The sequence below is a fragment of the Serratia sp. BW106 genome (assembly GCF_002607755.1).
Taxonomy (GTDB): domain Bacteria; phylum Pseudomonadota; class Gammaproteobacteria; order Enterobacterales; family Enterobacteriaceae; genus Serratia; species Serratia proteamaculans.
Genome location: NZ_MCGS01000001.1, coordinates 24,004 through 36,486 on the forward strand (window position 1 = coordinate 24,004; position 12,483 = coordinate 36,486).

Below are 12,483 nucleotides of genomic sequence, written 5' to 3' on the forward strand. Positions count from 1 at the left end.
ATTTCTGTCGAAGGCACTTTTTTGCGATATCACGCGGCCCATTGGGGTGTAAACATAAGTTAACATCCTCCGTAACGCCTGTTTGACACAAAATAATCCATCCACTATCCTGCCGCACATAGCATGGGTTACCTATAATTTTACAAAATCTTTGGCTGGTAGAGAAAAACGTGAAAAATCGCACGCTTGGCAGTGTTTTTATCGTGGCAGGAACCACCATTGGCGCAGGGATGTTGGCGATGCCACTGGCGGCTGCCGGTGTCGGCTTTGGCGTCACGCTGGGTCTGTTGGTCGGACTGTGGTTGTTGATGTGTTATACCGCGCTGCTGCTGGTTGAGGTTTATCAACATGAGCAGGCCGGTACCGGCCTCGGCACGCTGGCAAAACGCTACCTTGGCGGCGGGGGCCAATGGCTGACCAGTTTCAGCATGATGTTCCTGATGTATGCCCTGACCGCCGCTTATATCAGCGGCGCCGGCGAATTGCTGGCGGCCAGTATCAGTCAATGGACCTCACAGGATTTCCCCACCACGCTCGGCGTATTGTTGTTTACTCTGGTAGCAGGCGGCGTCGTCTGCATCGGCACCCATTCGGTCGACTTGTTTAACCGTATCCTGTTCAGTGCCAAAGTGGTGTTCCTGATCGTCATGCTGGGCCTGATGTTACCCAATATCCATCAAACCAACCTGATGACCCTGCCGCTGGAACAGGGACTGGCGCTGTCGGCCATCCCGGTGATCTTCACTTCGTTTGGCTTCCACGGCAGCGTGCCCAGCATTGTTAACTACATGGGCGGCAATATCCGCAAGCTGCGCTGGGTATTCATTATCGGCAGTGCCATTCCGCTGGTGGCCTATATCTTCTGGCAGTTGGCGACGCTCGGCAGCATCAGCTCCACCACTTTCGTGGGCATTTTGGCGCAGCAAGCCGGTCTGAACGGCCTGTTGCAGGCAGTACGTGACGTCGTGGCATCCCCACACGTCGAACTGGCGGTGCATCTGTTTGCCGATCTGGCGCTGGCCACTTCATTCCTCGGCGTAGCGCTCGGACTGTTTGATTTCCTGGCTGACCTGTTTAAGCGCCAGGATAACATGCGGGGTCGTCTGCAGACCGGGGCCATTACCTTCTTGCCGCCGTTGGCTTTCGCCCTGTTCTATCCACGTGGCTTTGTGTTGGCTCTGGGCTTTGCTGCCATCGCGCTGGCGGTGCTGGCGCTGTTATTACCGTCACTACTGGTGTGGAAAACCCGTCAGCAGCATCAGGCAAAATACCGCGTCTGGGGTGGCACACCGGCATTGGCATTGGTGTTTGTCTGCGGGATAACGGTGATTGCCATTCAGTTGGGCATCGCCAGCGGCATCCTGCCTGCAGTAGGGTAATAGATTGGTCAATAAAACAAAGGGGCCGATTGGCCCCTTTGTTGTTGGTATCAGAAGCTCAGACCGACACCCACATAGGGGCCATCGGCCAGGGTGTTGTCACGATGCCCGTCTTTCCCTTCCATCTTAATGTAGCGATAACCTACATCTACGCTGAGCGGACGGAATATATTCCAGCGCAGGCCGCCGCTGGCTTCGTTATACGCCTTCACACCGCTGGTCAGTGAATCCGGAGCAAAATAGCCTTCGCCATGCAGGCTGAAGTAACGGCTGATAGCCCAGTCCAGGCCGCCGCCCAATGCCAATGCGCCACCGTTATCGCCGTCTTTCGGACTCAGATACAGTGCCTTGCCGCCCACAGTGGCGGTCAGCGGCCCAAGCGGCAGGCCAAAATTCAACCCGAGACTGCCAACGTTGCCGTTATGATCGCTGCGCGCCCAGTTGCCGGTTAGCCCCAACCCGGTGGTCCCGGTGTCCTGGCCAAAGCCAAGGTTGGTGTAGTGCTGCCCGGCTTCACCCGACAGGCTGAGAGCGCTCGCCGCACCGGTCACGAACAGCATGCTTGCTGCGCAGGCCACCAAAGTCTTTTTCATCATCTATCCCTCTTGCTGCTTCATCCATTGCGAATGATATGAGTTAACCCGTAATAATACCGTCACAAGTCTATACCAAAGCACAACCAGTCCTTAAGGGATAAATCCTTAATTAATCAAACAAATGTAAAGTTTTGCAAGCAAAGCGCATCTCCACTGAGGCAATGGCAACGATAACTCAGACCTATTTGCCGCGAGCGTTCAATAGGGCTACAACTAGTAGTGGCATTGACCCAAGTCAGGGTAACCATTCCCTGCTGAATTATGATGATGAACGCTTAATTCGCCCGAGTTTTCACTCGATTGCACTAAGTTTAAGGAGCAAGTGATGAGCAAGAAAGGACTGACTACCGCAGCCGGCGCCCCGGTTGTCGATAATAATAACGTGATCACCGCAGGCAAACGCGGCCCGATGCTGTTACAGGACGTGTGGTTCCTGGAAAAACTGGCCCATTTCGATCGTGAAGTGATCCCCGAGCGCCGTATGCACGCCAAAGGCTCCGGCGCCTACGGCACTTTCACCGTGACTCACGATATTAGCCAGTACACCCGCGCAAAAATCTTTTCTGAAATCGGCAAGCAAACTGACATGTTCATCCGCTTCTCCACCGTCGCCGGTGAGCGTGGTGCCGCAGATGCCGAGCGTGACATTCGTGGCTTCGCCATGAAGTTTTACACCGAGGAAGGCAACTGGGATCTGGTAGGTAACGATACACCGGTATTCTATCTGCGCGATCCACTGAAATTCCCGGATCTTAACCACGTGGTCAAACGCGATCCACGCACCAATCTGCGTAATCCAACCTACAAGTGGGATTTCTTCTCGCTGTCACCGGAAAGCCTGCACCAGTTGACCATTGACTTCAGCGACCGTGGCATTCCGAAATCCTACCGTCATATGCACGGCTTCGGCAGCCATACCTTCAGCTTTATCAACGCCAACAACGAGCGCTTCTGGGTGAAATTCCACTTCCGTTGCGAACAGGGCATTGAGAACCTGATGGATGATGAAGCGGAAGCGATCATCGCCAAGGATCGTGAAAGCTCACAGCGCGATCTGTATGAGGCCATCGAACGGGGTGATTTCCCGCGTTGGAAACTGCAAATCCAGATTATGCCAGAACACGAAGCCTCCCAAACTCCATACAACCCGTTCGACCTGACCAAGGTATGGCCACACGGTGATTACCCATTGATCGACGTGGGTTTCTTCGAACTGCATCGCAACCCGGAAAACTACTTCTCCGAAGTTGAACAGATGGCGGTGAACCCAGCCAACGTGGTCCCTGGCGTCAGTTTCTCTCCGGATAAAATGCTGCAGGGACGCCTGTTCTCTTACGGAGATGCACAGCGTTACCGTCTGGGCGTAAACCACCATCAAATCCCGGTTAACAGTCCAAAATGCCCATTCCACAACTATCATCGTGACGGTGCAATGCGCGTGGATGGCAACAGCGGCAACGGAGCAACCTACGAGCCGAACAGCTTCGGTCTGTTCCAGGAGCAACCGGACTTTAGCGAACCGCCGTTGAGCATCGAAGGCGCAGCCGACCACTGGAATCACCGTGAAGACGATGATTACTACAGCCAGCCACGCGCGCTGTTCAACCTGTTGAGTGCCGAAGAGCATCAGCGCATGTTCACCCGCATCGCCGGTGAGTTGTCGCAGGTGCCGGAACAAATTCAGCGCCGTCAGGTTGATCTGTTTAGCAAAGTGCACCCGAACTACGGTGCCGGCGTGGCCAAGGCTTTGGGTCTGAAATAAACCTGTCCTGAAGACAAACTGCCCCTGCGGCTAATACCATGCACGCAAGCTCGCTGAATGGGAAAGCCGCTATAGGTATAAAGCACCGATTGATTATCTCGTCGGTGCTTTATACCGGAAAATAAAGGCGTTGAAATCAGACTCGGCGTCCGATTTTGAAACCTTTTACATCAAATGACATCCATTACCATTCTGAATGTATTTTATAACCATCTACCCTGCGCCGAAAACGAGCACCTGGCCAAACCAAACACCATAAACACTTGAGAACAGCGGAAAAACCCAGGTATGGTGCGGGATTCATTGTTCTCCCCACCTCTATGTGCATAGATATCGGCATGCAATTACGCAAGGCTAAAAAGTACAAAAAGTAACCTCGCTAGTTGAATTGTGATAAACATCTAATGATTCGTACAAAAAAACACATTCCCTTTGCCCTTCCGACTGACTTCTGAGAAATATGCTGATGCCTGGTGTCAGGCATACCAACCCTACAAAAGGATCAATGTGATGAAACTGAAAAAAATCAGCAAAAAATCCACGAAGAAGCTGGGCGGCGCAACCTGCGGCTAACCGGTGATCATAATAAGCAGGGCCAGTCATAAGCACCGGCCCTGCCTTCAGAATAAAAGGAAAAAGCCATGGATAAAAACTACCAGACTTCTCCAAAATTCGTTCACAACCTGTGGACCACTAATGAAGATGACGAATACTATCTGCGTTTTACCGCAGGGCTTTACGAAGTGGAAAAGGAAGATGCCCGGGATTTTTATAAAATACGCAGCTATTGCACCGGTCATAACACCGTAGCTGAAATTTCAAGTAAAACAGATATCCCCATTCAGCGTATCGAGGAGATGGTCGCTTCTCTTAACGAAATAGGCATGGTTAGGAACGAGACAAAATCGGCTAATGAAGATTTTCTTGGCAAAGCTATCCAAGCCTGTGAGATGTGGGCGGAGCAGGTCGAAGAAACGCATTTATTTAATAAGTTTCTGTATGGCGATACCAACCGAAACGTCCTTATCGGTTTTTTCATGGAAACTTACCATTATATAAAGGCCTTCCCATCCATCATTAACGCTGCGATTGATAATACAGACAATCCCGAGCTAAAAATGGTTTTAACAGAATACAAACAGCAAGAAACAGGGCATGAATCTTTTATATTGTCGACATTACTGAAACTGGGAATGAAACAGGCCGAAGTGGAAAGCTCGGTTCCTTTGGTCTCAACGCTTAATTTAATCAGCATGATAAGCGCGTTGTTCAGAACCCACCCCAGTACCGTATTCCTTATTGCCAAGGTCATCGAGTCTCATGACTTTGACCAGGCAGAAGTCACAAAAGCCATTGAGGACATCACGCAGCACTATGACCTTGAACCAGGTACCCTTGAGCCATTCTTCCAACATTCACAAATCGACTACGAATTGGGCCATTCACGCCTGCTCGACGAACATAGCCATCTGGTTAGCCTCGGAGAGCTGGAAAAAACCTCTTTCATTTTGAATGCCATACATGACATAAAACATGCCATTGATCTTCAGTGTCTTGAAATAGAAGAGTATTATTCAAAAGAAGGCAACTACATCCCTCGTCAACGAGTCGACTACTTTGGTATATAAGATATGTTTCCCATTCTGCTCTCCGCATTCACATCCGGCGTTTCGATGGCAGTATTCTTCACTGCCATTGCCTGGTTTATAGAGAGCACGTTCAATTCCAGCTTGCTGGTTTCTGTCGTTCTGTCGTCAGGGTATATCATCACCTTTTTTGCCCTGCCCTACATCGGTCACCTGACAGACAAAACAACATGTAAAAAAATGCTCAATATTATTTACGTCGCGGGGGCCTTCAATGCGCTGGTTTTTTTGATAATAAATCCAGCCACGCACGACTCATTACTTTCATTTATCGTCATTTTGTTATCCACAGCGGTGTTTACGCTGATACGTGCATCTGACCAAGTGATCCGTTCCACCTACATGAAAAAGGTCTTGCCTGAACATAAGCTGTACCACGCCAACAGGTTGTTGGAAATGGTCAGGCAAGGGATAACTTTTCTTTCCGGCGGAATTGCATTTTTGATCTTGCAGGATAAATCCATTCAAAACGTTTGTTTGATTGCCCTGATCTGTTTCTCTCTTTCATTAGTTATCAACCGCTATATCCCCCGAGACATTATCAATGAGGTGGATGCGTCAACAACACCAGAACCAAAAAAACTGACGATGTACCATAATGGCTATGTTTTTTTCCTCGGTGACAAAAAACGAATTATTGAACTGCTCTCATTATTCCCCTACATTTGCGTCGTGTTCCTGAACGCATTATATCCGGCTCTATTTACTCATATAGGGGCCCCCGTCAGCGCATATGCTATTCTCGTCGTCCCCTATGGGCTGGGTGCCATTATAGGCAGTATGCTAAATACACAATCTTGGGTGCCAACCTTAAAATCCGTGTATGTTATTTTCGGCAGCGGTTTTATTATCGGACTGCTTTTACCCTTGTTTTTCAAAAGTCTCCCCGCCGTTTATATCTGTCTTTTTATGATCGCCTTCTGTCATTCCCATATTCGGGTGAGAAGAAACACACTGATCATGACCCAGGCAGAAAGCAAAGAACTGGCACGCATCCTCGCCTTCAACGAAGTGCTGTTCATTTGCCTGTCCACGGTGTTAAGTCTGGGATTGAGTCTGATAGCCGACCGACTGGATTTCTGGTTGGCCTGGGAGATCGTGATTGCCCTGAATTCGATGGTGCTGTTGCTGATTGTCCTGACGAAAAATCCGGCGACAGAACCCTGCACATCAATGGAAAGCGCTGCGCAACACGACCGCTGAGCGACGGTTTTGGCCGAAAAAAAGCGGTGCCAGAAACAATCGGCCCCGCTTTTCCTTTTTATCTCACTGCCAGAAAATAACGTTTCGATCCAGGCTGCCTATTCGATGGAGATCTGCTCCGCCACCCATTGCTGCAACTGACGGCGCGAGATCTTGATGCCGCCGGCTTTCAACGCATTTGGCATCGGCAACAGCGCCATTGGCCGCTGGAAGTTCACCAGCCGATCTTGCGACCAGGCCAGCAGTTCTTCCAGCGAAAGAGGCTGCTCACTGTCGATAACCGCCACCGGGCGTTGACCAAATTCGGCATCGTTCACCGGAACCACTACCACTTGTAAAATCTGCGGATGAGCTGCCAACACACGCTCAATATCCTCCGGCTGAATGCCTTCTCCACCGCTGAAAAACAGGTTGTCCAGCCGACCGATAATCCGCAGCTCACCCTGCTCCATAACGCCGCGATCGCGGGTATGGAACCAGCCTTGCGGATCAACGAGCGGCTGCAACGCACCCTGCCGCCAGTATCCCAACGCCAGACTCTGCGCACGGATCCACACTTCTTCATCCACCAGCTTAATTTCCCGACCGGCCAACGGCAGGCCGACACCCGGCCGTGCATCGGCGCGCTTGGCACACACAGTGGAAGCCAGTTCGGTCAGCCCATAACCGCACCAGCAGCGGATACTCGCGGCCTCCGCCTGTTCGGTCAGCGCAACCGGGATCATCGCGCCCCCCAGCAGCACTTTTTTCAGCGTCAGCCCTGCCAGCGGTTGCGCCAGCAGACGCCAAAGCTGAGTCGGCACCAGCGAGGCATGGGTACAGCCCGCCAAAGCATCCGCCAGCGGGTGCATATCGCGCACCACCAGCGTGGCACCCGCCTTCAGCCAGCGCCAGACAATGCCCTGCCCGGACACGTGAAACAAGGGTAACGACAGCAGCCAACGATCCCGAGGTTGAAACTCCATCAGCTGCAACACGCCTTCGGCGCTGGCGAGATGCCCGGCAAAACTGTGTGCGGCCGCTTTCGGTCTGCCGCTGGAGCCGGAGGTCAGGGTCAGCGTGGCCAACCGTTGGGGATCCCAGCGCGGCGGATTCAGCCAACGGGGTTCGGTAGAAGGAGGATTTAAGCGGATAACGCTGGCCGGCAAGGTCGGCAACGCGTCTGGGCTGAAGGCAAAATCGATATCCAGCTCGGGCAACAGCGTCGCCAGCAGGGTAGCAGGCAGCGCCGGATTCAGCGGCAGCAGTCGTGCACCACACTGCAACAGCGCCAGATAGGCCAACAACAGCGGATAACTGTTCTTGCCACACAGCACAACGCCGCAACCGGGCTCTACCCCCTGGTACTGAAAATCCGCCGCCAGCTTATCCACCTGACGCCGTAACACCAGCCAACTCACCGGCTGATGACCGACAATCAGCGCCGTCGCCTGCGGACGCCGTTGCGCCCAATATCGCCATGGCCAGTCATTTAACTGCGCCATACACACTCCAGCGCTTGCTGATCCAGTAGCGGCAGCTTGCTGTCCGGCCAGCGCCGCAGCAGTTGTGCCTGCATCAGATCCAGCGTGTCGAGTCCAGGCACGGTGGCCGGCGTCAGCCAGTGCGCGATGCGCGCCAACTGCGTCAGCCCCAGGCTGGATTCAATGCTGGAACTGATCACCGCCGTCAACCCCACCGCATGGGCCTGATCCACCAACGCACGACAACGGGTCAGGCTACCGACCAACGTCGGCTTAATCACTATCGCTGCCACGCCCGGTTCCGCCTGCACCACAAAATCGGCCTCGCGCACGCTTTCGTCCCAGGCAATGGCAATGCCAGTCGCCTGAGCGAAATCCCGCGATTCATCACGGGTTTTACAAGGTTCTTCAAGGAAAGCAATGCGGTCACGCAGCGCCGGGTTGACGTATTTAGCGAAACCATCGGCCTTGGCACGCGTCCAGCTGCGGTTGGCGTCCAGCCGCAGTCTGAGGTCCGGCAGTGCTTCCAACAGCACGTTGACGATCATGCCGTCGCGCACCGCTTCATACAGCCCGACCTTCACCTTGGCGACCTTTTCCCCCGGCAAGGCGGTCAATACTTCGAACAGCTCATCGGGGTCACCGGTACACAGCGGCGCCTTGCGGTAATCGGCCTGCAGCGGCAGCCGCTGCTCCAGCTCGGCCAATGCACAGCTGATGCCGAACGCCACCGAAGGTAACGGGCTTTCTGCCGGTAATGCCCCACCTTGCCAGCTTTGTAGCCAGCTCAGTGCGGCCTGTTCGGCCTGCGCCAGCGTTTCCTGACTGAACTCCGGCAGTGGCGCGATCTCACCCCAGCCCTCCTGTTCACCCTGCTGCAGATGGATCAGCAAGCCATCGCGGGTTTTCAGCCGCTGGTTGCGCAGCACGACGCCAGCGTCCATCAGCAGGCTGTAACGGTAAACGGCCGCGTTACGTCTAGCCGTGTTCATTACGGATTACGCTTGAATTTGCTGAAGTCAGGCTGGCGCTTTTCGTTAAACGCGTTGCGCCCTTCCTGGCCTTCGTCAGTCATGTAGAACAGCATGGTGGCGTTACCCGCCAATTCCTGCAAACCGGCCTGACCGTCGCAGTCGGCGTTCAGGGCCGCTTTCAGGCAGCGCAGCGCCATCGGGCTGTTCTGCAGCATTTCACGGCACCAGCGCACGGTTTCTTTTTCCAGCTCCGCCAGCGGTACCACGGTATTGACCAGGCCCATGTCCAGTGCTGCGGCTGCGTCATATTGACGGCACAGGAACCAGATCTCGCGGGCTTTCTTCTGGCCGACGATACGCGCCATGTAAGAAGCGCCCCAACCGCCGTCGAAAGAACCGACTTTCGGGCCGGTCTGGCCGAAAATGGCGTTGTCCGCCGCAATGGTCAGGTCACACATCATATGCAACACGTGGCCACCGCCGATCGAATAGCCGGCGACCATCGCCACAATCGGTTTCGGGCAGGTGCGGATTTGACGCTGGAAGTCGAGCACGTTCAGGTGATGTACACCGCTGTCGTCCTGATAGCCGCCGTAGTCGCCGCGTACTTTCTGATCGCCACCGGAGCAAAATGCCTTGTCGCCGGCACCGGTAAGGATAATGGTGCCGATCCCGTCGTCATAACGGGCATTGGACAACGCTTCGATCATCTCTTTTACCGTATGCGGACGGAACGCATTGCGCACCTGCGGACGGTTGATGGTGATTTTGGCAATGCCGTCGCTGGACTTGTGATACAGGATATCTTCGAAATCACCGGAGCAATCCTGCCAGTCGATGGCGGCGTACAGTTGTTCTTCATTCGGATAGAGCATGTTCTGTTCCTTTAACCAGGGTTAACGAGAAAAGTGCGCAGCTCGGCGGCGAAATCTTGCGGATTGGCCAGGTGCGAGTTATGCCCGGCCTGCGGCACGATGCGTAACGGCAGCCCGGCGTCGCGCGCCAGCTGTTGAAATTTGTGATCGTCACCACCACACAGCACCACCAGCGGGACCGGCAGTTGTTGCAGCAGTGGCGCCAGAGAGGGCTGTCTGCCCAGCGAAGTGGCTTCCAGCATGTCCGCCACGGCCGCGCCGGCATTGTCTGAGCGGGCGTCGATCAGCGCCTCACGGTGCACCGCACTGAGATTGGCGAACACCGGCTGTTGATACCAGTCTGCCAGCACCTCGGCGAGTGGCTCACGGCGAAAACGTTCGGCCCAGGCGGCATCATGCGCCAACCGCTGCTCGCGCTGCGCGACATCGGCCAGCCCTGGGTTCCCCCCTTCAATAATGACACCCTGTAAGCCACGGGTGTCACCGTGGCAGGCGTGATACATGGCGATACGTCCGCCCAGCGAATAGCCCACCAGCCAATAGCGTTCGATGCCGTGCATTTGCAGAGTGGCGCTGATCTGCGCGCTGATATCGTCAAAGCTGGTGCAGACTACCGCAACGGAATCCCCGTGGCCGGGCAAGTCGATCGCCAGCGACGGCCATTCCGGACAGCGTGAAGCGATCACTCGCCATTCATTATTATTGCCCAACAGGCCGTGCAGCCAGATCAGCCATGGGCGATCGGCCTCGCCCTGTTGCAATACTTTGGTTGCCAGCATCATTGCTCCGCCATCTGTTGCACCAGATGCTGCAGCGTCTGCGCACCATCACTCGGCGGCACCTGCAGCTCAATCAGCGTGGCACCGCTATGGCGCCAGCCCTGTTCCACCGCCTGCAGCAGTTGCCCCCAGTTTTCCGGGCAGGCGTAAGCCAGCTGGAACATCGCCGCCGCATGGCTGAATTCGACGTCCTGCGGCATGCAGTAAAACCGCTGCCGATCTTCTTCCGGCGTCGGCAACAGTGAGAAAATCTGGCCGCCGTTGTTATTCACCACGATCAGCACCGTCGGCGCAGAACATTGGCGCAGCAGCGCCAGCGCGTTCAGGTCATACAACGCAGAGAGATCCCCCACTACTGCCAGCGTCGGTTTGGCGGTTGCCCGCTGTACGCCAGCCGCCGTGGAGATCAGGCCGTCGATACCGCTGGCCCCGCGATTGCTGAATACCGGGTAACCGGCCGGCAAGCGGGTCAGCGCATCGATCAGCCGCACGATCAGGCTATTGCCGAGGAACAGTTGGCCATTTACCGGCAGTAATTCCGGCAGTCGGTGGGCTAACTGCGCCTCACCAAAGCGGTTAACCAAATGGCCGGCGACGCTATCCAGCGCGTTGTCTGCCAACCGAGTCAACTCATCGGCCCAGGGAGAACGCCGCTGCGCCGGGTGCAGTTCAAGCCACTGCGCCACGCTGGCACGAATGCGACGTCCACGATGCTGCGCCGGATCGAGCCGCCCCGGTAAATCGTCGATCAGCCAATACTCTTGCGGACGACACTGCTCCTGCCACTGCAACAGGCGTTTGCCAGTCAGGCTGCTGCCGAACTGCACCACCAACTGCGCATCATCCAGCAGCTTTTGCGCCTGCGGCTGAGCCAGCCATAAATCGGCGCAGGGCAGCGGCTGCCCAGTCTGAGACAGCACGTCACCAATCAGCGGCCAACCGAGCAGTTCGGCCCATTGGGCCAGTTGCTCGCCCTCTTCCGCGCTCATGCGCCCCGCCACTACCACGCCACGCTTTTGCCGCCAGAAGAACCAGTCCGGCTGCTTGAGCACCTGGTGCGGATCCATTTCCCGCAGCCAGGGCTGGCTGCCTTGCCACCAGTCGCCGAGCGTCGCCGACCAGTCGGCATACTGTTGCTCATCACCGCCGTACAGCGGTTCGGCAAACGGGCAATTAATGTGCAAAGCGCCGTGCTGCAGGCGTGCCATCGCGCTGTCGACGGTGGACACCAGCCAACGGGCAGGAATGTCGGTCGTCGGGCGCGGCAGGTCGATACTCAGCGCCGGGTGGCTGGCATACAGACCATTTTGGCGGATCGCCTGGTTGGCGCCGCAGTTGATCAGTTCAGGTGGCCGATCGGCGGTGAGAAACACCAGCCGTTCACCGGTCAGCCCGGCTTCGATCAGGGAAGGGTAAAGGTTGGCTGCCGCAGTACCGGAAGTGACGATCACCGCCACCGGCTCCCGCGACGCCTTCGCCAGGCCAAGCGCCAAATGGCCCAGCCCGCGTTCATCAAAATGGGTATGGCAGATAAAAGACTTGTTAGCCGCCGCCGCCAGCGTCAACGGTGTAGAGCGTGACCCCGGAGCGATACAGACATGTCGCACTCCATGGCGGGCCAGCGCTTCCAACAGCAACGCCGCCCACCGGCGATTAAAAACACTTGTCGACATAATTCGCTCACAAGTCGGTTAACAGAATCGTCCGCTGGCCCCGCCAATCGGCGGTGTGCCAAAAATGATGTTCTGCATTATATGAGTAGTTATCTTTACGACTTTTGCGCCAGCGCAAAAACGCCGTATATCC

General features: G+C 55.3%; 10 protein-coding genes. 4 read left to right on the forward strand and 6 right to left on the reverse strand.

Annotation, left to right across the window (positions count from 1 at the left end; translation table 11 throughout):
- Nucleotides 1–170: 170 nt before the first annotated feature.
- The gene (tyrP, locus tag BEI65_RS00110; RefSeq protein WP_099061583.1) at nucleotides 171–1,379 is read left to right on the forward strand and encodes a tyrosine transporter TyrP; all 1,209 of its coding nucleotides are present in this window, start codon (nucleotides 171–173) and stop codon (nucleotides 1,377–1,379) included.
- 50 nt (nucleotides 1,380–1,429) lie between these two features.
- Here the strand turns inward: tyrP and BEI65_RS00115 are convergent, their stop codons facing one another.
- Nucleotides 1,430–1,972 carry a YfaZ family outer membrane protein gene (locus tag BEI65_RS00115; RefSeq protein WP_099061584.1) on the reverse strand — a complete coding sequence of 181 codons (543 nt, stop codon included), beginning with the start codon at nucleotides 1,970–1,972 and terminating at the stop codon, nucleotides 1,430–1,432.
- Nucleotides 1,973–2,300: 328 nt separating this feature from the next.
- On the opposite strand from BEI65_RS00115, the gene katA reads away from it, so the two are divergent.
- The 3 genes from katA (at nucleotide 2,301) to BEI65_RS00130 (ending at nucleotide 6,586) form a co-directional block, all read left to right on the forward strand.
- The gene (gene katA, locus BEI65_RS00120) at nucleotides 2,301–3,737 is read left to right on the forward strand and encodes a catalase KatA (RefSeq protein WP_099061585.1); all 1,437 of its coding nucleotides are present in this window, start codon (nucleotides 2,301–2,303) and stop codon (nucleotides 3,735–3,737) included.
- Nucleotides 3,738–4,378: 641 nt separating this feature from the next.
- Nucleotides 4,379–5,365, forward strand: a complete 987-nt coding sequence (locus BEI65_RS00125) for an iron-containing redox enzyme family protein (RefSeq protein ID WP_099061586.1) — start codon at nucleotides 4,379–4,381, stop codon at nucleotides 5,363–5,365.
- A 45-nt stretch (nucleotides 5,366–5,410) separates the two neighbouring features.
- Nucleotides 5,411–6,586 carry a hypothetical protein gene (locus tag BEI65_RS00130; RefSeq protein ID WP_232518942.1) on the forward strand — a complete coding sequence of 392 codons (1,176 nt, stop codon included), beginning with the start codon at nucleotides 5,411–5,413 and terminating at the stop codon, nucleotides 6,584–6,586.
- A 98-nt stretch (nucleotides 6,587–6,684) separates the two neighbouring features.
- Here the strand turns inward: BEI65_RS00130 and menE are convergent, their stop codons facing one another.
- From menE to menD, 5 genes are read right to left on the reverse strand one after another with little or no spacing between them, the layout of a single operon-like run.
- Nucleotides 6,685–8,070 carry an o-succinylbenzoate--CoA ligase gene (gene menE / locus BEI65_RS00135; protein ID WP_099061588.1) on the reverse strand — a complete coding sequence of 462 codons (1,386 nt, stop codon included), beginning with the start codon at nucleotides 8,068–8,070 and terminating at the stop codon, nucleotides 6,685–6,687.
- Nucleotides 8,058–9,041, reverse strand: a complete 984-nt coding sequence (menC, locus tag BEI65_RS00140) for an o-succinylbenzoate synthase (RefSeq protein ID WP_099061589.1) — start codon at nucleotides 9,039–9,041, stop codon at nucleotides 8,058–8,060. Before menC ends, menE begins: the two co-directional genes overlap by 13 nt.
- On the reverse strand, nucleotides 9,041–9,898 hold the full coding sequence (menB, locus tag BEI65_RS00145; RefSeq protein WP_085117730.1) for a 1,4-dihydroxy-2-naphthoyl-CoA synthase: 858 nt from the start codon (nucleotides 9,896–9,898) through the stop codon (nucleotides 9,041–9,043). The genes menC and menB overlap by 1 nt, the downstream gene beginning before the upstream one ends.
- Nucleotides 9,899–9,909: 11 nt before the next feature.
- On the reverse strand, nucleotides 9,910–10,680 hold the full coding sequence (gene menH, locus BEI65_RS00150; protein WP_099061590.1) for a 2-succinyl-6-hydroxy-2,4-cyclohexadiene-1-carboxylate synthase: 771 nt from the start codon (nucleotides 10,678–10,680) through the stop codon (nucleotides 9,910–9,912).
- Nucleotides 10,677–12,350: a 2-succinyl-5-enolpyruvyl-6-hydroxy-3-cyclohexene-1-carboxylic-acid synthase gene (menD, locus tag BEI65_RS00155; protein WP_099061591.1), complete on the reverse strand. Its 1,674-nt coding sequence runs from the start codon at nucleotides 12,348–12,350 to the stop codon at nucleotides 10,677–10,679. Before menD ends, menH begins: the two co-directional genes overlap by 4 nt.
- Between the last annotated feature and the right edge of the window lie 133 nt (nucleotides 12,351–12,483).

Excerpts from the sequence above, each read along its gene's own strand:
- menD (WP_099061591.1), bottom strand. The coding sequence starts at position 12,350 with ATGTCGACAAGTGTTTTTAATCGCCGGTGGGCGGCGTTGCTGTTGGAA.
- menC (WP_099061589.1), bottom strand. The coding sequence starts at position 9,041 with ATGAACACGGCTAGACGTAACGCGGCCGTTTACCGTTACAGCCTGCTG.
- menE (WP_099061588.1), bottom strand. The coding sequence starts at position 8,070 with ATGGCGCAGTTAAATGACTGGCCATGGCGATATTGGGCGCAACGGCGT.
- menB (WP_085117730.1), bottom strand. The coding sequence starts at position 9,898 with ATGCTCTATCCGAATGAAGAACAACTGTACGCCGCCATCGACTGGCAG.
- menH (WP_099061590.1), bottom strand. The coding sequence starts at position 10,680 with ATGATGCTGGCAACCAAAGTATTGCAACAGGGCGAGGCCGATCGCCCA.
- BEI65_RS00125 (WP_099061586.1), top strand. The coding sequence starts at position 4,379 with ATGGATAAAAACTACCAGACTTCTCCAAAATTCGTTCACAACCTGTGG.
- katA (WP_099061585.1), top strand. The coding sequence starts at position 2,301 with ATGAGCAAGAAAGGACTGACTACCGCAGCCGGCGCCCCGGTTGTCGAT.
- BEI65_RS00115 (WP_099061584.1), bottom strand. The coding sequence starts at position 1,972 with ATGAAAAAGACTTTGGTGGCCTGCGCAGCAAGCATGCTGTTCGTGACC.
- BEI65_RS00130 (WP_232518942.1), top strand. The coding sequence starts at position 5,411 with ATGGCAGTATTCTTCACTGCCATTGCCTGGTTTATAGAGAGCACGTTC.